We start from the raw sequence: 19,609 nt of genomic DNA, 5'->3' as shown, positions 1-19,609 counted from the left end.
GTTGTAATTCACCAGGCCGCAGGTGCGGCGATGACGGAGAGGTGTGACCCGATGGCTCACGAGGATGTCGGCGCTCCCGCCCCCTTCGCCGCCCCGGCGAAGGGAACCGTGGTGCTGTACCGGGGGGCCACGCTGATCGACGGCACGGGTGGCGCGGCGCGGCCCGCGACCTCGATCGTGGTGGACGGTGAGCGCATCAGGACGGTCGCACCGGACGGCGAGACCCCCGTCGCCCTGCTCGCGGAGGCCGAAGTCGTCGATCTGCAGGGCGCGTTCGTCGTGCCGGGGCTGATCGACTCGCACCAGCACATCGCCACTCCGCCCAACCGACCCGTCGCCGAGGCCGCGTTGCGCCGCCAGGTCTACGGCGGCGTGACGGCGATCCGCGACATGGCCGACGATCTGCGGCACATCGCCGACCTGGCGCGCTCCACGCTGGTCGGGGAGATCCCCGGCCCGGACATCCACTACGCGGCGCTGACCGCCGGGCCCGGGTTCTTCGACGACCCGCGCACCTGGCAGGTCTCGCAGGGCGCGGTGCCCGGCCAGGTGCCGTGGATGCAGGCGATCACCGAGGAGACCGACCTGCCGCTGGCCGTCGCGCGGGCCGCCGGCACGTACGCCACCGCCGTCAAGATCTACGCGGACCTCCCGGGTCCGCTGGTCGCGGCGATCACCGCCGAGGCGCACCGGCAGGGGCTTTCCGTCTGGGCGCACGCGGCGGTCTTCCCCGCCTCACCGGCCGAGGTGGTGGCGGCGGGGGTGGACTCGGTCTCCCATGTCCACCTGCTGGTCCACGAGTTCGCCGAGCGGGCGCTGACCACGTACAAGGACAAGCCCCCGGTGGACCGGGACCGTTTCCTGGACGGCGACGACCCGGAGATGGCCGGCCTGTTCGCGCGGATGCGGGAGCGGGGCACCGTGCTCGACGCCACGAACACGCTCTGGGAGTGGCTCGCCGACGACGCGGACACCCCTGAGGAGAAGACCCGGGCCCGGGAGAACGCGGAGCTCTCGGCAGCGCTCACCGCGCAGGCGTACCGGGCGGGGGTGGAGATCAGCACCGGCACCGACTACGAGACCGCGCCGGGGCAGCCCTTCCCCTCGGTCCACGACGAGTTGGTCTTCCTGGTGGAGCGGTGCGGCGTCCCCGCCGCGCAGGCCATCCGTTCGGCCACCCTGGTCGGGGCCCGCAGCATGGGCGCGGAGGATTCCATGGGGACGGTCGCCGCGGGCAAGCTCGCCAACTTCGTTGTGCTGGAGGACGATCCGCTGGCCGACATCCGCAATCTGCGCACCGTCACCTCGGTGGTGAAGCGCGGACTGCGCCTCCACCGGGCGGAGTTCACCTCGGAGAACGCCACGACCACGGCACAGGAAGGAACGAACCCCCGATGACCACCTCCTCCACTTCTGTCAGCGACATGCTGATCGTCAACGCCCTGGGAGAGCTGCAGAACCCCAACGCCCCCGAGGCTGCCGAAGGGGCGGGCCGGCTCCTGCAGACCATCGACGAACTGGCCGTCGACGGGCGGGCTCTCGCCGAGGCGCACGCCTCCGGGATGAACGCCGTCAACATCACGCTCGGCTACGTGATGGGCGACATGCCCCCGTACGAGCACACGCTGCACGAACTCGACGCGTGGGACGGCCTGATAGCCGCGCATCCGGACGACCTGCTGCACGTCCGCACCGCGTCCGACCTCCACCGGGCGAAGGACGAGGGCCGGATCGGGGTGATCTACGGCTTCCAGAACGGGGTGGCCGTCGGTGACGACCTCGGCCGCGTCGCGACCTTCCAGCAACGCGGCGTCCGGGTCTTCCAGTTGACGTACAACCAGGCGAACCACCTGGGCGACGGCTCGATGGCGCCGGAGAACCGGGGGTTGACCCCGTTCGGCCGCGAGGTGGTCGAGGCGGTCAACGAGAGCCGCATGATGGTGGATCTGTCGCACAGCGGTGAGAACACCTGCCTGGAGGCGGCCCGGATCTCCTCCAGCCCCGTCTCGATCAACCACACGGGCTGCCGGGCGGTCACCGACCTGCCGCGCAACAAGACCGACGAGGAGCTGCGACTGGTCGCCGGGCGCGGCGGCTTCGTCGGGATCTACTTCATGCCCTTCCTCAACCCCACCGGTCACGCCACGGCCGCCGACGTGGTCGAGCACATCGCGCACGCGGTGAACGTGTGCGGCGAGGACGCCGTCGGCATAGGCACCGACGGCCCGGTCACCGCCATAGACGACCTGGACTCCTACGCCGCCACCCTCGCCGCACACGTCGCCGAGCGGCAGGCGGCGGGCGTCGGCGCCGCCGGCGAACGGGCCGACACCTACCCCTTCGTGGTCGACCTGCGCGGGGTGGAGCAGTTCCGGGAGCTGATCCGGCTGCTGGAGAAGCGTGGTTACGGCTCCGGGCGCATCGAGAAGATCCTCGGCCGGAACTTCGCCGCCTACGCGGAGCGCGTCTGGGGCTGACGGCGGGACCGAAGGTCTCAGGTCGTGTCGCCGAACGCGCGCGAGCCGCCGATGGACAGGTCCCAGAGGCACTCGCGCGGAAGGCCCGCACGGTGCCAGGCGGCCCGCAGCCGCACCAGCGGTTCCAGCACGGGCTCGGCGGAGAGCAGGAAGGTCGCCCAGTGCATCGGCGCCATCGCCTTGGCGCCCAGGTCCTCGTACGCCCGTACCGCCTCCTCGGGGTCGGTGTGCACGTCGGCGAGCCACCACCGGGGGGCGTACGCGCCGATCGGCAGCAGCGCGAGATCGATGCCCGGGTGGTGGCGGCCGATCTCCCGGAACCAGTGGCCGTAGCCGGTGTCCCCGGCGAAGTAGATCTTCCGGCCCGGCGTCCCCGGGGCGTTCGCCGTGTCGGTGAGGACCCAGCCGCCCCACAGTGACCGGCAGGTGTCGAAGAGGGTGCGGCGCGACCAGTGGTGCGCGGGGACGAACGCGAAGCGTACGCCCCGCAGTTCGGCCGTCTCCCACCAGTCGAGTTCGGTGATCCGGGTGAACTTGCGGCGCCTGAACCACCGGGCGAGTCCCGCCGGTACGAACACCGGTGTGTCGCGCGGGAGTCGGCGGAGCGTGGGTGCGTCCAGGTGGTCGAAGTGGTTGTGGCTGACGACGACCGCGTCGACCGGCGGGAGGGTCTCCCAGGCCACGCCCACCGGGGTGATCCGCGCCGGGGTGCCGAGGATGCGCCGGGACCACACGGGGTCGGTGAGGACGGTCAGCCCGCCGATGCGGACGATCCAGCTGGCGTGCCCGGCCCAGGTGACGGCGTCCTGACCGGGCGGGGGCAGCGGGGCCGGGTCGAACGGCAGCAGGTGGACGCCCCGGAGCCCCGCCTCGTCGGGCCGCAGGGAGCGTTCGCGGACCAGGCGGGTCATGGCCCTGATGCCCGGCAGGGGGGCGGTGAGCCGGTCGGCGAAGCTCCTCGGCCAGACGCGCTCCCCGACGGGCGGGCGCCCGGTCCGCGCGCCGGTGTCCTCCTGGGGCTCCCGGTCCGCGTCGGTACGGAAGGGCCCGGTCTGTTCGGTCATCGCGGGTCTCCCGTCACCGGAGTTCGTCGAAGGCCGCTGCGAACATGCTCAGCGCGTTCGCGACATGCGGCAATTCCAGCGGCGCCGCTGCGGTGAGCGAGGCGGCCCGCTGGTCGGGCGTCGCGCCCACCAGATGGCCGGTCCCCAGGCGCGCCCGAAGCGCCCCCAGCTCGTCCCCGAACCGGTGCCCGCCCGGGGCCGGGGCGCCGAGCCGTTCGGTGAGGTACTCCTCCAGTTCCATGGAGTCCGTGACCCCGCGCTCGGCCAGCCGGGTGCGCAGCGGCCCGAGGTCGGCGTAGAGGTGCCGGCCCGCCTGCGGGGGCCTCGCCAGGGCCCCGGCCGCCAGCACGGCGCGGTGGGCGGCGGCGGCGATCTGCGCCTGGATGTGGGCGGCCTGCCGGATCCGGTCGGTGACCGCCTCCGGTTCGCGCAGGGCGTGCGCGGCGGCCCGGGCGACCGGCGTCGCCACGAGGGCGCCGAGCGCGGTGAGGACGTCGACGGTACGGGCCCGGTACACGGCGCCCCGGCGGGTGGCGGGGAACCGTGCCACCGCGACGGGCCAGGCGGCGGGGGTGAGCGCGCCGGAGAGGTCGGTGAGGACGGTGACGTCGTCGGGGCACATCTCGGCGGGGCTGAGCAGCACGGTGTCGTACGGCCGGTGCAGGGTGTCGCGCCAGGTCTCGTCGCTGATGATGTGGAGGCCCTCGGCCACGGCCGCCTCGCACGCCTCGCGGACGAGTTCGGGCGGCGCGACGGTGGCCGTGGGGTCGTCGGCCACGGAGAGCACGAGCAGCCGGGGGCGCCCGCCCTCGGCGCGTACCCGGCGGACGGTCTCCAGCAGGGCGTACGGGTCGGGCACACCGCCGCATTCGGCGGGCGTCGGTACGTGGTACGCGGGCCGGCCGAACAGTCCGGCCTGCGGAATCCAGGCCGCCGGGCAGGGCCTGGGCATGAGGACGTCTCCGCCGTGGGCGGCGACGAGTCCGAGCAGCAGCGCCTGGGGGCCCGGGGCGGCGGCGACGCCCGAGGGGCTGCCGCCCAGTCCCCGCCGGGCCCAGTAGGCGCAGGCCGCCTCGCGCAGGACCGTTCCGCCACCCGGGGATTCCGGCCGGGTGTCCCCCGCGGCGGCGGCCAGCACACCGACGAGTCCGGGGAGGGCGGGGAGCCCGGGGTCGGGGACGGGCGGCCCGTAGCGGACCGGGCCGTGGTCCTCCCGTGTGCCGTGCGGGCCGTGGTCGTCCCGCCGCTCGTGCGGGCCGTGGTCGCCCGGTGCACCGTGCGGGCCGTGGTCGTCCGGCGTGCCGTGCGGGCCGTACTCGGTCCGGTGCATGGCCCTCCTCGTCCGCCTCCGCCCCCGTGCCGTTCCCAGAGTCTGTCGGGCCCTTTATACGGAGGTTTCGGCCGGGGTGCCCGCGCAGCGCACCGTCCCGGACAGGGTGGGCGCGGGGTGCGGGACAGGACGCCCCGCCGGGAAAAGCGGGCGATCGCTGTCAGTCGTTCGCATTAACATCACCTCATACATTTGATGATCCCTTGGGTGAAGTGAGAGCTCTTCTTGAAGATATCCAGAGTCGGCACCCTGCTCGCCGCAGCGGCCGTCGCTCCTGCCTTCCTGCTGTCGTCCCCCGCTTCGGCGGCGGAGACGGCCGACGGGACCACGGCCGCTGCCGCGGGCGTCTCCTCGTCGTCCTCGGACGGCGAGGACCAGGACCAAGCGGAGAAGGACCGGATCGAGATCCTTCGCCTCATCGCCGCAGCCGGTAAGGACTCCGTGGTGGCCGAGCAGGGCAGCGCGGCGATCGACGGGGGTGCGGACGCGATGCGCGCGTTCCTGACGACCGGCCAGTACACGGCCCTTGACCAGGACAACCGCATCGCCATCGCACGCATCATGGCCAAGGGTGGCCGCGGCGTGAAGGAAGCGGGCAGCAAGGCACTGGACGGGACTCCCCAGGACCGGACCGCCTTCCTGGAAACCGGACAGTACGAGGCCCGCGAGACGGACAACCGTATCCTCGTCGCCTACCTCATCGGCCAGGGCGGCCCCTCGGTGCGCGAGGCGGGCATGGCCGCCCTCAAGGGCACGGCCGAGGACGTCGCCGCGTTCCTGGAGACGGGACAGCACGTGGCCCGCGACACGGACAACCGCGTGCTGGTCTCGCAGATCGTCAACGCGGGCGGACCGCACGTCAGGGAGGCGGGCAAGGCGGCCCTGAAGGGCACGCCCGAGGACCGCGTCGCGTTCCTGGAGACGGGGCAGTACGAGGCCCGCGAGCAGGACGAGAAGGACGCCGCCGCGGCGGCGGCCACCGACGGCGGGACCGGCACCGGGGGCGGCGATGACGCCACCGGCGGGACCTCGGGGACCAACTCGGGATCAGGATCGGTCAGCGGCAGCACGGTCCAGCCCGTCTCCGACGGCAAGGACGCGGACGGCGGCAGCGCCGCCTCCGGTTCCGGGTCGGGCTCCGGCTCCGGCTCCGGCTCCGGTTCCGGTTCCGGTTCGAGTGCGGGTGGCTCGGACGGCAACACGAACGTGACGGCCCAGGGCAACGGCCCCCTCGCAGCCACCGGTACGAGTTCCGCCACCGGTCTGGCACTCGGCGGCGGAGCCGCCGCGGTCGTGGCCGGCGGCGCGCTGCTGGTCGCCGCGCGGCGGCGCCGCGCGGGCGCCGCGGGCTGACGGTACGACCGGTGAAGCGGCCGGTGTGCCCTCCGAGCGGGGGCGCACCGGCCGTTCGCATGAGCGGCGTGCGCCCGCCGACGGCCCCGGGGCCCGAACGGCAACGGCCCCGCCCGGTGTGAACCGGGCGGGGCCGCCTTTCGTCGGAATTCCGGGGCACGTCCGTGGGACAGCCCCGGATTTCACCAGTCGAAGGACTCCATGTCCCCCTCGGTGGCTTCGCGGTAGCCGATGATCACGTCACCGTCGAACTGCACGAGGTAGTAGCCCTCGTCGTCCAACTTGCACGTCTGGCACCACTCCGGGTAACCGGGGATCTCGAAGCGGCCCTTCCGAGGGGACCCGATGGCCCGATCCGACCACGAGATCGTGTCGCCGACACGGTACTTGTGGTGGTAGGTGTCTCCGAAGTGGAACTGGATCGACATGTCCTGCTGGGCGCCGCACCGGCGACATGGCGTCGGCCGCGGTACGAGCAGAAGGTCAAACACGGTCACGGGACATACCTCTCATGTGGCATACCGATGGTCGTCAGCTTGTTGGCCATCCTCTTGTCGTTGACTATCAGGGTCAGCCCCTCGTCGAAGGCCGAGGCCGCGACCTGAAGGTCCTTCTCGTCCAGTTTCGGCTGTTGGCCCTTCGTCCACTTCGACCGAAGGTACATCTGGAGCGCCTTGGCGGTGTCAGGATTCGGAGCGGCTGCGATACGACCGCCCCGCTCGGTGATCCAGGCCCTCACCACGCTTTCGGGGGTCTTCACCGAGGCCTCGGCGAACGCCATCGGCGAGACTACCGGCGCGCGGCCCGCGAGCACGGCATCGACAGCCGCCCCGTGCCCCTCGAAGACGGCTGCGATCAGCGTGTTGGCGTCGAGCGCCGCCTCCTTGCAGCCGGTGTTGTGCACCAGAACGGGGACAAGGCCGGTCGTCACGAAGTAGGCGTGGAGCCCACTGACCGTCAGGTCGTAAGTAACCACCGAATCGGTGTAGTCGCGCACCGAACGCACGACCGCGGTCTGCTGACCATCGGTCTGCAAACGGTCACCGGCCACCAGATCGGAAGCCTCGACGAACGCGCCCCGGGTGATGTCGTAGTACGGGTGGTTCTGCGTACTGGTGATCACCTGCGGGCCGTCACCCGTGGTGAGGGTGAGGTCGGTGAACTCGGTGTCGGTCGTGGTGACGAAGGTGCGCTCCACGGCACGCGACACGTAGTCCCCGCCGCCGGGGGCGCTGCGTACCAGCTCTCCCTCGCGCACTTCCTCGATCGGCTTGGTACTGCCGTCCGCCATCACGACCTGCGTGCCGGCGGGGAAACTGTGTACCGCCGAACACACCAGGCCGGCCACCATGGCCCGGAGCCGTGCCGCGATCGACAGGTTCCTCAGGTTGCGGAAGGTGACCGCGCTGATCGCTCCCGTCCTGGCCATCTGGGTCAGGACGTTCACGGCGGCGTCCATGCCGACCATGTCGCCGATGGCCATGGCCATCCGCAGCGCCGCGGCACCCTTCAGCACGGCCTTGGCCGCCACGGGGACGACGATCGAGCCGATGGCCCACAGGCAGTCGCTGCTGGTCAGGTCGAAATGCTTGGCGCAGCCGATGAAGTCGCTGATCAGCGAGTAACCGATCGACTTCGCCAGGTTGACATCGAATTCCCAGACATTGATGTCCAGCACCCGGTGTTCGGTGAAGTCGATCTTGTCCTTGTCGAGGTAGTCCTTCTCGTAGGTGCCGCCGGCGATGCACTGAGCCGCTGTCGCGTTGGCATCGGCGCAGGTGACCAGGAAGTACATCGCCGTGCCGGTGATGTGGACGTCGATCGGCAGGCTGCAGTGCAGGACGTGGGTGTTCGGCCTGCACTGGTCGGTCGCCTGGGCCGACTGCTTCAGGTCGATCGGCTCGACGACCAGGCCGGGGTACTCCTCGTCCACCGGGTGATCCGTGCTGGGCGACCGGTCCTCTGCCAGCTGGCTCGTGGCCTCCGCGATCTTCTCGGAGTCGTCGGCGTCGGCCTGCGCGCTGGCGGCGTACTCCGCCGCCAGGTCGGACGATGCCTCGGCCTCGTCGGCGTCCTTGGACGCATCGTCGGCCGAGGTCCGGGCCCGGTCGGCCGCGTCCCGTGCCGAAGCGGCGTCGAGTTCGCTGTCGTCCGCCGCGTCCCTTGCCGCGGCGGCGTCGTCCTGGGCGTCGCTCGCCGACGCGTTCGCCTGCCACGCGCTGTCCTGCGCCTGGGAGTTGAGCGCGTCGAGACGCTCCGAGCCGGCCTTCACCTCCTTCGCGTCGGCCGCCGCCTGGGTGGCCGACTTCAGCGCGTCGGCCGCTTCGCGTGCGGCCCTGGCAGCCGAAGCCGCCGCGTCCGCCGCCGCCTGGGCGGCGAGCTTGGCGTCGGCGTCGGCGCGGTCGGCCGCGTCCTGCGCGGCCTCGGCGAACGCCTCGGCCTCGTCGGCGCGGAGTTCCGCGACCTCGACCTCCTGCTCGGCGAGGGTCTTCGCCGTGTCGGAGACGACGACCGAGAGACCGGCCGTGGCGTCGGTGGCCGCGAACGCGATACCGAGCTCGATGGCCTGGTCGGCCGGGGCCGTGACGGCGTTGGCGGTGTCACGGGCGATCTCGGCCTGCTGGGCCGCCGCGTGTGCCTGGGCGGTGGCGGTGGCGCTGTCGGAAGCCGCGCCGTCCGCCTCGTCCCGGGCGCCTTCGGCGGCGGCCTTGGCGTTCTCCGCCTCCTTGGCCGCGTCCTTCGACAGGGCCTGGGCCGCGTCGGAGTTCTGCGCGGCGACCCCAGCCTGCTCGATCGCCTCCGCCGCGAGCGCGTGTCCCGCGGCGGCGTTGGCCGAGGTCTGCGCGGCTGCCTTGTCGGCGACCTTGGCCGCCTGGGTGGCCTTCTCCGCGGCGGCGGTGGACACCGTCGCGGCGGACCGTGCCGCGATCGCCGCCGCCGTCGCGTTGTTGGCGTCGGTGTTGGCCTGGTCCGCCGCGAGAGCGGCGGCGTTGGCCTCCAGCCGTGCCTGCTTGGCAGCGGCCGCCGCGTCGTCGGCGGCGCTGGTGCCTTCCGCGGCTGCCGCAGCGGCATCTGCCGCAGCGGCCCGTGCACGGGCCTGATCCATCTCCTTACGGGCGGTGCTCGCCCGGGACTTGGCGGCTGCGGCGTCCTGCTCGGCCTTCGCCGCCGTGTCCTCGTCGCCCGCGGCCCGGTCGGCCTCGGCCGCCGCGTTGGATTCGTGCTCGGCCGCGATCGCGGCCTGTTCCTGGGCGTCTGCCTCGGCGGCGTCGGCCTTGTCGCGCTCCGACTCCGCCGTCGCCCGCGCTGCCGCGGACTTCTCGGCTTCGGCCGCGGCGGTGGCCGCGGCGCTCTTGGCCGTCGCGGCGGCCGCCTTGGAGCTGGTCTCCAGCGGGCCTATCTTCGCCTTGTCGGCCGCGACAATCGCGGCCGCGTTGGCGGCGGCGACGGCCTTGCCGTGCGCGGCGACCGCGTCCGCCTCGGCCTTCTCCGCGCTGTCCTGCGCCGTCTCCCTGAGGAAGGCGGCCCGTGCGGCGTGCGCCTGGGCGCTGGCGTTGGCCAGCAGGGCGGCGCTGTCCGCGACGGTGGCGTTGGTCGCGGCGACCGCGGTCTTCATGGCGAGCGAGGTGGCCTGGGTGGCCGCTGCCGCCGACTTGGTGACCTGCGCCGACTGGTTGGCGTAGGCGAGGCCACGTCCCTCGGGAACCTGACCGGAGCCTGCCGTGGCCGCGGCCTCGTCCTCGGCCGCGACGACCGCGTCGGCGGCCGCCTGCGCGTCCTTGGCGTTCTGGGTGGCCGTGGCCGACAGTGCGTCGACCCGGTCCTTCAGTGCCGCCAGGTCCGCCGTGACGGAGACCGGCTTGCCGTCGGACGAGAAGTTACCGCCCATCGTGGTCGGCCAGTCCTTGATGAAGGTGTTCCAGGCGCTGTTCGGGTCGGCCTCGGCCTCCATGAGGTTGTTGGCCACCCAGGCGTTGCCCAGGGCGTCGTGCATGGCGACCGCGCTGGACTGCAGGGCCTTGAGCGCCTTGATCTCGGCGTTGGCGATCTTGTTGCGGTCGCCGGCCTGGGCGGTGTACTCGGCCTCCCACTGGGCCGAGGCGACTTCCTCGACCTCGACCATCACCTGGTACGGGTCCCAGGGGTTGGTCGGGTCACCGTTCGCCCAGCGGGTCTTGAGCCGCTCGACCTCGATGTCGAACTCGGGCGTCCCCTTCTCGGGGGCGACGGTCGGGTAGCCCTTGTACTGGATGAGGCGGCGTACGTCGTCGGCCGAGCCGCGCAGATCCTGGTTGTCCAGCATCAGCTGCCACCAGCCGTACCAGTCCCCCGCGTCGATCTTCTCCTGGAGGATCTCCGTGGCCTTGGCCTGGGCGGCCGGGCTGGCCTGCGGCACCTGGGCGAGACGGCCCCAGCCGACGGCCGAGCCGATCCGCTGGTAGACGGTGCCCGGGTTGAGGAACGAGGTGACCGCGGTGTCGTACTCGGGCTCGGTGTTGGCGAAGTCCGAGGTGAAGTACTTCCAGACGGTCTCCTGTCGTTCGTCGGTGCGCGCGAGCATGCCCTCGGACTGGTCGCGCGCCTCCTGTACGTCGGCGTCCCAGGCGTCCCACACGTCCTGGTCGAACAGGGACGTGGTGGTGCCGATCTGGCCGGATCCGGCGAGCCGGGTGGCCGCCAGCGTCTTGGAGGCGACGCCGCCCACGTGCAGCAGGTAGGCGAGGTTCTCCCGGCCGATCCGGATGTCCGCCTGGTCGTCCATGAGCTTCGCCCGGGCGTCCAGGTCGTGCTTGGCCTGGGCGGCCGCCTGCGCGGCGGCGACCTGTGCGGCGAGTGCCGCCTCGTCGCTGCGCAGCTGCTCCTCGGCAGCGGCGGCGGCGTCTTCGGCCTTGGTCGCGTCCTCGGAGGCGGAGGCCGCGGCCGCTTCCGCGGCGGTGGCGTCCTTGGCCGCCTTGTCGGCCACCTTCTGTGCGTTGGTGGCGTCCTCGCCGGCCGTCGCCGCTGTGGCCGCGGCGGCGGTGGCGTCCTTCTCGCCCGCGCTCGCCGCGGAGTCGGCCGCCTGCGCGTCGGCCGTGGCGGCCTGTGCGGAGGCCGAGGCCGTCTTGGCCAGCGCCTGCGTCTCGGTGTCGAGTTCGGCGACCTTCGCCGAAGCGTCGCCGGTGGCCTTGGCGTCGTTCTCGGCGTCGGTCGACGACTTCTGCGCCGCCTCCGCCGATGCCGCTGCCTCGGCTGCGGAGGCCGCGGCGTCGGCTGCTGCCTGGGCCGCGCGCTTTCCGTCGCCGGTCGCCCGGTCGGCCGCGTCCTGCGCCTCCTGGGCGACGGCTGCCGCCTGGGCCGCGTTGGCGTCGGCGGCTGCCGTCTGCTGCTCGGCGAGGGACTGGGCGCTCTTCGACACCAGGGTCGCCAGACCAGCGGAGGAGTCCGTCTCGGCGTACGGGGCGCTCAGCTCGATCGCGGAGGCGGCCGGGGCGGCCACCGTCGCGGCGGCGGCCCGGGTGACGTCGGCGGCCTGGCCGGCCGCGTACGCCTGTCCGGCGGCCTCGGCGGACGCGCTGAGCGCCGCCTCGACCTGCACGCCCGCTTCCACGGCCTTGGTCTTGGCCGCGAGGGCCGCCTGGGCCGCGTCGGTGGCGTCACCGGCGGCGTCGACGGACTTCTGGGCGGCGGTGTGCGCCTCGTCGATGGCGGTCGCGGCGGCCGATTCGGCCGACATCGCCGCGTGGTAGGTGATCAGCGCGTTGGCGTCGGCGTCGGCGGCCCACGTGGTGGAACGCGCGGCGGCGGCAGCCGACTCGGTCGCCGCCTTGCGGGCCGCGATCGATGCCTCGCTGGTGGACTGGGCGTCGGTCGCCGCCGTTTCGGCGACGGTCCTGGCCTGCTCGGCGGCCTCGGCCGCGCGGTCGGCCGCTGCCTTCGCCGCGGCGGCGGACGAGGTCCCCTCGGCGGCCACCGCGGCTGCGGCGAGCGCCTGGGCGGTGGCGGTGGCGACGTCCTTCTTACGCTGCGCGGAAGCGGCGTTGTCGCGGGCGACCTTCGCCTTCGCCGCGGCCTGCTCGGCCGCGGACGCCTGCTTCCGTGCGTCGGAGCCGGCGGTGTTGGAGGCGGTCCGCTTGGTGGCGGCCTCCTTGCCCTGGTCGAGCGCCTTCTTCAGCGCCTCCCCCGCCTTGTCGCGCTCCGTCTGGGCCTTCGCCTTGGCGGTGGCGGCGTTCTGCCGCTCCGTCTCGGCGTTGGCGGCGGCGGTCTTCGCGCGGGTGTTCGCGGCGGTGGCGTCGGTCTGGGCCTGGACGGCCGTCGCCTTCGCGTCGGCGACCTCGGCGGCCGCGGCTGCGGCCTCGTCGGCGCGCTTCTTGGCGTCGGCGGCGAGATCGGCCGCGTCCTTCGCGGACTGCTCGGCCGACTCGCGCTGGAACTCAGCGCGGGCGGCCGCGGCCTGGGCCTGGGCGTTGGCCAGCAGCGTCGCGCTGTTGGCCGCCGAGGCGTCGGTGGCGGCGACGGCGGTGTCGAGCGCGTTCGCGGTGGCGAGCGCGGCGGCGGCCGATGCCTTGGTCACCTGGGCGGACTGCTGGGCGTAGTACAGACCACGGCCGAGCGGGGTGCCGTCGCCCCGGGCGATGGTCTTGGCCGCCTCGACGGCGGCGTCGGCCTTCGCTTCGGCGGCGGCGGCGTCGTTCGCGGCCTTCCGGGCCACCTGGGCCTGTCCGGTGACCAGTTCCTTGACGGTGGCGAGGTCGGCGACCGCCTGGGCCGTCGTCTTCGCACCCGTGCCGGTCTTGCGCAGGGACGGGTTGGCCTGCCAGGTGAGGAGCCGATTGGCGGCCCAGCCGTAGCCGAGGGCCTGGTGCATGGCGCGGGCACCGGTCTCCAGCGCGGTCAGTGCCGAGGTTTCCGCGTCGACGATGTCGTTACGGGGCTCGGCCTGGGCGGCCTGCTCGGCCAGCCACTCGCTGGAGGCGGTCTCCTCGACCTCGACGAGGACGTGGTTCCAGTCCGTCGGGTTGGAGGTGTCGCCGCTGGACCAGCGGGCCTTCAGCGCCTCGACCTCGACCCGGAACTCCGGAGTGCCCTTGGCCGGGGCGACGGTCGGCAGGCCGTGGTACTGGATGAAGCGGCGCACGTCGTCGGCGGAGCCGCTGTTGGTCTGTGAGCCGAGAATCGTGTACATGCCGTACGGGTCCTCACCGCCGTTCTCGGCGATGAGCTCCTGCACGATCTCGGTGACCCGGTCCTGGGCCTCCTGGCTCGCCTTGACCACCGGGGGCGTCACCCACAGGTTGGCCCAGTCGCGCTGGAACATCCCGGCGGAGGACATGAAGTCGGTGACATCGGTGTCGTACTGCGGCAGCTCGTGGTCCGAGGACGTCGCGTACGGCTCGATGAACTGCTCCAGGCCGTCGTCGGTGGCCTCGCGGGAGGAGTCGTAGGCGCTCGCGCTGCGGTCGTCCAAGGTGAACGCGTCGTCGACCTGAGGCTCGGAGAACTCGTTGATGTGCTCCTCGCCGTTGGCGAGCTGGGTCACCGACACGCTCTTGGCGTAGGCCAGCGGCCAGCCCAACTGGCCCACGTCGACGGACCACTTGCCGGCCTTGCTGCGCAGGTGGCCGGAGTACGTACCGGCGGCGGAGTCCAGGGCGACCAGGCGGACCCGGCCGTCGGACAGTCCGTTCGCGCCGATCGCGTCGGCCTTGTACGAACCGTCCGAGGCGGCCTTCGCCGCGGCCCAGGTGCCGTCCGTACCGCGCACGGTGTCCCAGACCTTGTCGCCGTCGCCGGAGACGAAGACGTGCAGCTCGCCGGCGGGGGTGGCCGCGAGGGCGACCATGTCGGCGCGCGGGGTGGTCACGGCGGCGTTCGTCCAACTGCCGTCCGTGTGGCGGACGGTGTCCTGGACGGTGCCGTCGGCCTTGACCACGCCGACGTGCAGCTCTCCGTCGGGCGTACCGACGGCCGAGACGGCGCGGGCGTTACCACTCTGGTCCGCGACGACCGGGGCGGCCCAACTGCCGTCCGGATGGCCGACGTAGTCGCGCACGGTGTTGCTCTGGTCGACCACGATCGCGTGCACGTCGCCGTTGGACGTGGACGCCGCGGCGACGGCACGAGCCTTGCCCGAGCCGTCCACGACGACCGAGCCGGAGAGCGCGGAGGTCCAGGCGTCGGCGGACGCGCCGCGCTTCTGGTCCCAGACGGTCCCGTCGTCGGCGAGGGTGAGCTGGTGCAGGTCGCCGGTGGGCAGGGTGGCCAGCTGCAGGTCCCTGGCGTGGCCGAAGGCCCCGTCGACCACGTACGGCGTACTCCAACTGCCGGACGTGGCGCGGGTGGTGCTCCACAGCCGCCCGTCGTCGGCGGTGGCCTGGACGTGCAGTTCGCCGGTGGGCCGGGCACCGAGGGAGAACGCGGTGGCGTGCGGCGTGGTCACCGTGGAAGCGGTCCAGCTGCCGTTGTCCTGAAGGGTGCGGTCGGTGATCGTACCGGCGTCGGTGAGCGTGGCGACGTGCAGCCGCTCGGTCGGTACGGTGACGGCCGACAGGGCGCGGGCCTTGCCGGTGGAGTCGACGACCGCGGCGGCGGCCCAGGTGCCGTTCGTCCCGCGCACGCGGTCACGGACGGTGTGGTCGGTGCCGAGCATCTCCAGGTGGACCTGGTCGCTCGCGGTGGTGGCGAGGGCCACGGCCGCGGAAGGGGCGGTGCCGGCGTCGATCGCGGTCGTACCGGACCAGGTGCCGTCGCCGCGACGGACGTTGCCCCAGACCTTGCCGTCGCCGGTGAGCATGGCGAGGGTCAGTTCGCTGGTGGAGGACCCGGTCGCGGCGAGGGACTCGACCTTGCCGGGGAGCGAGTCGAAGAGCACCTCGCTGACGCCCCCGCCCAGCATGAAGTAGCCGGGGTAGGCGTCGGGTTCGTAGGTGCGGTCGGTCACCCTTCCGTCGGCGGAGAGCAGTTCGAAGTGCAGCTCTCCGTTGGGCAGGGCGGTTGCCGCGATGGCGGTGGTGCTGGTTCCGCCGTCGATCAGGATCGGGCCGGTCCAGGTGCCGTCCGGGTAGCGCACGTCGTCGTAGACGCTGCCGTCACGGGTGAGCATGCCGACGTGCAGCTGGCCGTTGGCCATGGTGGCCTGCGCGCTCTGCGCGATGGGTCCGATTCCCTCGCCGAGGCCGGAGTCGTCGGTCTCGTTGCCGTCCTCGTCCAGGACGATGTCCTTGGAGCGGGACCCGAGAAAGACGTTCCAGCCCGCCCAGGGGCCTTCGTCGCGCCCCGCGAGCCATTCACCGGCGTTGGCCTTCATGGCCGGACCGCCGCTGTGCATGATCCGGGCGAACATGGCCTGTTCGGCGCGCGCGTCCGCGGCGTCGGACATCGCCTGTTCGCGTGTCTCCAGATCGTTCTCGGCGGACGTCGCCGCCCGCGCTTGCGACGGAACGGCCGCTTCGGCCCTCCCCGTCGTGGTGCCTACGGTCGACGCCGCGATCGCCAGGACGATCGCGGCCGAGACGACCGCACGCGGTCCGGCCGATCTTCGGCCGGTACGTATGGAGTACAAGTCCCCGCCCTCGATTGAGTTACAAGATCCAAAACGAAGGCACGCTACTGGAGCGAAGTGAAGGCGGCAACGACAAATCGTGCGCGCGTGACCCTACTTGACAGCTTGTCAGTGAAAGTCGTAAAGGTTCCGTGGACGCCCTCGACCGCCACCGCTGCCGGATCTGCGGCCGGATCCGGCCCCGGACCTTCTGGGCCCGACAGTCGAATCCAGCCACCCCGACGAAGGCCCCCACCGGCCGGCCCGCATCTCCCCGCCCACCGGAACCGTGTTGACGCTGCGTCACGTTCGTGATCAACTCCCTCCGCCGATCCATCGCAGGGGGTTAACTTCATGTCAGGGAACACGGGCCGCCGACTGGCCGCGATCGCGCTGACCGCCTTCGCACTCGTCGCGGCGGCGGGCTGCTCTTCCTCGGATACGCACCCCGAGGCCGCCGCCTCCGCGAGCAAGGCGCCGCGGGACTACTCGACGACCCCGGCCAAGGGCGGCCCGTGCCGGGCGACCATGACCCACATCGACGACGTGGGTCAGAAGATCACCACCGACGCGGGGGACCCGGCCAAGGCGCAGGCCGACCTCGCGGACGCCTCGGACCAGTTCGCCGACGACGCCGAGAAGATCAAGAACCCCGAGGCCAAGAAGGCCGCGAAGCAGCTCAGCACCGTCTACCACGGCCTGGCCGAGAGCGCCGAGAAGAACCGCAGCCCCGACATGAAGACCCTGCCCGACCAGGTGCAGAGCGCGATCTCGGCGCTGAGCACCTGCGCGGCGGCCGAATAGCAGCGGGGAGGCGGCCCGGACGCACCCCGGGCGCACGGGCACCGTCCGCCCCGGGCCCCCGGACGCACCCCGGACGGCCCCTCTCCGCGCGCCTCCTGGTTCAGGGCGGCGGGACCGGGTATGCGCTGAGCCATGTCCACACGCCCTCTGCCCTCCACCTTCACCTCGTCCACCCGCCTCAGGGGCTGGCTCCAGCAGCGCGACCTGAGCGCGTTCCAGGGGGTCGCCGACCGGCACTGGCCCGGCGCGGAAGCCGTGCTGCCCCGATTGAGCCGCAGCGCCAACCACGGACTGCTGTGGTTCGGCGCCGCCGCGGGCATCGCCACGCTGGGCGGCAGCGCGCGGGCGCGCCGGGCCGCGCTGCGCGGTGTGGCCTCGCTCGCCCTCGCCTCCGTCGCCATCAACACGGTCGGCAAGGGCGCGGTGCGCCGGGACCGGCCGGTGCTCGACATGGTTCCGGTGATAAGGCGCCTGAAGCGCCAGCCGATCACCACGTCCTTCCCGTCCGGTCACGCCGCGTCCGCCGCCGCGTTCGCCACCGGGGTGGCCCTTGAGTCCCTGGGCTGGGGCGCGGCCGTCGCCCCGGTGGCCGCGGCGGTGGCGGCTTCCCGGGTCTACACGGGGGTGCACTATCCGAGCGACGTCGTGGCGGGCGCCGCGCTCGGCGTGGGCGCGGCCTTCGCGCTGCGCGGGGTGGTACCGACCCGGGGCCAGCTCCCCGCCCCCGGCCGGCCGCCCACGGAGGCCCCGTCGCTCCCGGCCGGCGAGGGCCTGGTGGTGGTCGTCAACGAACGGTCGGGGACCGCGCGGGGGACGGCTTCGCTCGTCCGGGACGCGCTGCCGATGGCCGAGGTGGTGGAGTGCGCACCCGAGGCTCTGGCGGACACGTTCGCCGAGGCGGTCGCCAGGGGGCGGGCGCTGGGCGTCTGCGGCGGCGACGGCACGGTCAACCTGGCGGCGTCCGTCGCGGCGACCCACGGGGTCCCGCTGGCGGTGTTCCCCGGCGGCACCCTCAACCACTTCGCGTACGACCTCGGCATCGAGACGGTGCACGACACGGTGGCCGCGCTGAAGGCCGGTGACGCGGTCCGCGTCGACCTCGGACGCTTCCGGCCCGGCCCGCACGGGCCCGACGGGGCGGACGGCTACTTCCTCAACGCGTTCAGCCTCGGCGTCTATCCGGAGCTCGTACGGAAGCGGGAGCACTGGGCGCCCCGCATCGGCGGATGGCCGGCCGGGATGCTCGCGGCCTTCGAGGTGCTGCGCGGGGAACGTCCTCTGGAGGCCGAACTCCAGGGCAAGCGGCGTCCGTTGTGGCTGCTCTTCGTCGGCAACGGCCTCTTCCAGCGGGTCGGCCCCGCACCCGGCAGGCGCCACAACCTCGCGGACGGGCTGCTGGACGTACGCGTGGTCCACGGCGGCCGGACCCCCGGGCTCCGGCTGATCGCGGCGGCCGTGGCCGGCCCGCTGACCCGCTCCCCCGTGCACGCGGCGGAGCGGCGCCGCCGGGTCAGGATCGCCGGACTGCCGCCGGGGACTCCGTACGCGTACGACGGCGAAGTGGCCCACGCGGGAACGGAGTTGCTCGTCGACAAGCTCCCGGAGGCGCTGACGGTCTACTGTCCCATGCCGGTCTGACGGCTCCCGGGCCTTCCGCGGGTCGCCCTGCCCCTCACGGTCGTGCGAGGGGCAGGGACCATACGTAGGCGAAGGCGGCGCCCGCACGGTGGTCGAAGGTGTCGCCGGCTTCGTAGGTGGCCAGGGGTCCGCTGTAGCGGGAGTTCGGGGACTGTCGTGCGACGACGGTGAGGGAGCCCTTGTACAGCTCCAGCGTGATGTCGCCGGTCACAGCGGCTTGCAGGCTGGAGACGAAGCCGTCCAGCGCACGGCGCAGGTCGGAGAACCAGTATCCGTAGTAGACGAGTTCGGCGTAGCGCGGAGCCAGGGACTGCTTGTGGTGCAGTGTCTCGCGGTCGAGGACGAGCGCCTCGAGTTCCTCGTGCGCGGCCATCAGGGCGGTGGCGGCCGGCGCCTCGTAGATGCCGCGCGACTTGAAGCCGACGATACGGCTCTCGACGATGTCGACGCGTCCCACTCCGTGCCGTGCGGCCACGCTGTTGAGCCGGCGCACCAGTTCGGTCAGGGTGAGCCTTTCGCCGTCGAGGGCGACGGGAGTTCCGGCCTCGAATCCGATGGTGACCCGTTCCGGCCGGTCCGGGGCGCTCCCCGGGTCGGCCGTGAGCTGCCAGGCGCGCGCCGGGGGCGGCCGGCCGATGTCGTCCAGCTCGCCGCATTCGATGCTGGTGCCCCAGATGTTGGTGTCGATGCTGTAGGGGTTGTCCCGGGTGACCGGCACTTCGATGCCGTGCTCGCGGGCGTACGCGAACTCCGACTCCCGAGTGGTCAGGGGCCAGTCGACGACCGGTGCGAGCACCCGTAGTCCGGAGTCGAGCGCGGTGGTGCTGGTGAAGAATCGCACCTGGTCGTTGCCCTTGCCCGTCGCCCCGTGGGCGACCGCGTCCGCACCCTCCGCGTGGGCGATCTCGACCATGCGCCGGGCGATCAGCGGGCGCGAGAGCGGTGCGGCCATCAGGTACTTGTTCTCGTAGCGGGCGTGCGCCTGCAGGGCGGGGAGCGCGAAGTCCTTCAGGAAGGGATCGGCGAGCGGTTCGACGTACACCTTCGAGGCGCCGGTACGCAGCGCCCGCTCCTCGATCGTGTCCAGGGACTCGATCTGGCCGATGTCCGCGCAGAACGCGATGATCTCGGCGTCGTACCGCTCTTTGAGCCAGTGCAGGGCCACGGAGGTGTCCAGACCTCCCGAATAGGCGAGCACGATCTTCATGGGCCCTCCGGACGTGTCGGTCGCGCATGGGGCGGTACAGGCGCGGAGACCGTCGGGGACCGCGTCGCCGCCGACGTGCCGAGCCCTCCGCGCATGGTCGTCCCGCCTTTTCCGAGCGTGCGCCTCCCGGTGCGGAACCGGGGTACCCCGACAACGGCGCCGGACACGCCGGAGGTACGGGCACGGGCTCACAACCACTCTCCCAGGTCGTGCAGGATG

Annotated in this window: 10 protein-coding genes; 5 read left to right on the top strand and 5 right to left on the bottom strand. The window is 72.7% G+C overall.

The features are described 5' to 3' along the window. Positions 1 to 51 precede the first annotated feature (51 nt). Complete coding sequence (locus tag OG599_RS29765) at positions 52 to 1,398, top strand: amidohydrolase family protein (RefSeq protein WP_327179058.1); 1,347 nt, start codon at positions 52 to 54, stop codon at positions 1,396 to 1,398. Further along, the gene (locus tag OG599_RS29760; RefSeq protein WP_327179057.1) at positions 1,395 to 2,477 is read left to right on the top strand and encodes a dipeptidase; all 1,083 of its coding nucleotides are present in this window, start codon (positions 1,395 to 1,397) and stop codon (positions 2,475 to 2,477) included. The genes OG599_RS29765 and OG599_RS29760 overlap by 4 nt, the downstream gene beginning before the upstream one ends. Before the next feature lie 17 nt (positions 2,478 to 2,494). On the opposite strand, the gene OG599_RS29755 is transcribed toward OG599_RS29760, so the two are convergent. Both OG599_RS29755 and OG599_RS29750 read right to left on the bottom strand, forming a co-directional pair. Beyond that, positions 2,495 to 3,541: an MBL fold metallo-hydrolase gene (locus OG599_RS29755; RefSeq protein WP_327179056.1), complete on the bottom strand. Its 1,047-nt coding sequence runs from the start codon at positions 3,539 to 3,541 to the stop codon at positions 2,495 to 2,497. Positions 3,542 to 3,554: 13 nt separating this feature from the next. Then, positions 3,555 to 4,871 (bottom strand): aminotransferase class I/II-fold pyridoxal phosphate-dependent enzyme, encoded by a 1,317-nt coding sequence (locus OG599_RS29750; protein ID WP_327179055.1) that lies wholly within the window; start codon positions 4,869 to 4,871, stop codon positions 3,555 to 3,557. A 225-nt stretch (positions 4,872 to 5,096) separates the two neighbouring features. On the opposite strand from OG599_RS29750, the gene OG599_RS29745 reads away from it, so the two are divergent. Then, positions 5,097 to 6,224, top strand: a complete 1,128-nt coding sequence (locus OG599_RS29745; RefSeq protein ID WP_327179054.1) for an ALF repeat-containing protein — start codon at positions 5,097 to 5,099, stop codon at positions 6,222 to 6,224. A gap of 182 nt (positions 6,225 to 6,406) precedes the next feature. Here OG599_RS29745 and OG599_RS29740 read toward each other — a convergent pair whose 3' ends face one another. Together OG599_RS29740 and OG599_RS29735 are read right to left on the bottom strand one after the other, a co-directional pair. Then, positions 6,407 to 6,652: a hypothetical protein gene (locus tag OG599_RS29740; protein ID WP_327179053.1), complete on the bottom strand. Its 246-nt coding sequence runs from the start codon at positions 6,650 to 6,652 to the stop codon at positions 6,407 to 6,409. A 65-nt stretch (positions 6,653 to 6,717) separates the two neighbouring features. Further along, positions 6,718 to 15,762, bottom strand: coding sequence for a polymorphic toxin-type HINT domain-containing protein (locus OG599_RS29735; protein ID WP_327179052.1), 9,045 nt, complete (start codon positions 15,760 to 15,762; stop codon positions 6,718 to 6,720). Positions 15,763 to 16,095: 333 nt separating this feature from the next. Between OG599_RS29735 and OG599_RS29730 the strand changes: the two genes are divergently transcribed. Together OG599_RS29730 and OG599_RS29725 are read left to right on the top strand one after the other, a co-directional pair. Beyond that, on the top strand, positions 16,096 to 16,545 hold the full coding sequence (locus OG599_RS29730; RefSeq protein WP_327179051.1) for a hypothetical protein: 450 nt from the start codon (positions 16,096 to 16,098) through the stop codon (positions 16,543 to 16,545). A gap of 132 nt (positions 16,546 to 16,677) precedes the next feature. Next, on the top strand, positions 16,678 to 18,183 hold the full coding sequence (locus OG599_RS29725) for a bifunctional phosphatase PAP2/diacylglycerol kinase family protein (protein ID WP_327179050.1): 1,506 nt from the start codon (positions 16,678 to 16,680) through the stop codon (positions 18,181 to 18,183). A 34-nt stretch (positions 18,184 to 18,217) separates the two neighbouring features. Here OG599_RS29725 and OG599_RS29720 read toward each other — a convergent pair whose 3' ends face one another. Next, positions 18,218 to 19,390, bottom strand: a complete 1,173-nt coding sequence (locus tag OG599_RS29720) for an argininosuccinate synthase (protein ID WP_327179049.1) — start codon at positions 19,388 to 19,390, stop codon at positions 18,218 to 18,220. Positions 19,391 to 19,609 lie beyond the last annotated feature (219 nt).

Source organism: Streptomyces sp. NBC_01335, from assembly GCF_035953295.1.
Lineage (GTDB): Bacteria > Actinomycetota > Actinomycetes > Streptomycetales > Streptomycetaceae > Streptomyces.
The sequence above is the reverse complement of the archived record's forward strand: the minus strand, read 5'-3'. Positions and strand labels throughout refer to the sequence as shown.

What these genes read in the sequence shown, in the direction of transcription:
- OG599_RS29730 (WP_327179051.1), top strand. Translation starts at nt 16,096, where the DNA reads ATGTCAGGGAACACGGGCCGCCGACTGGCCGCGATCGCGCTGACCGCC.
- OG599_RS29755 (WP_327179056.1), bottom strand. Translation starts at nt 3,541, where the DNA reads ATGACCGAACAGACCGGGCCCTTCCGTACCGACGCGGACCGGGAGCCC.
- OG599_RS29725 (WP_327179050.1), top strand. Translation starts at nt 16,678, where the DNA reads ATGTCCACACGCCCTCTGCCCTCCACCTTCACCTCGTCCACCCGCCTC.
- OG599_RS29750 (WP_327179055.1), bottom strand. Translation starts at nt 4,871, where the DNA reads ATGCACCGGACCGAGTACGGCCCGCACGGCACGCCGGACGACCACGGC.
- OG599_RS29760 (WP_327179057.1), top strand. Translation starts at nt 1,395, where the DNA reads ATGACCACCTCCTCCACTTCTGTCAGCGACATGCTGATCGTCAACGCC.
- OG599_RS29740 (WP_327179053.1), bottom strand. Translation starts at nt 6,652, where the DNA reads ATGTCGATCCAGTTCCACTTCGGAGACACCTACCACCACAAGTACCGT.
- OG599_RS29765 (WP_327179058.1), top strand. Translation starts at nt 52, where the DNA reads ATGGCTCACGAGGATGTCGGCGCTCCCGCCCCCTTCGCCGCCCCGGCG.
- OG599_RS29720 (WP_327179049.1), bottom strand. Translation starts at nt 19,390, where the DNA reads ATGAAGATCGTGCTCGCCTATTCGGGAGGTCTGGACACCTCCGTGGCC.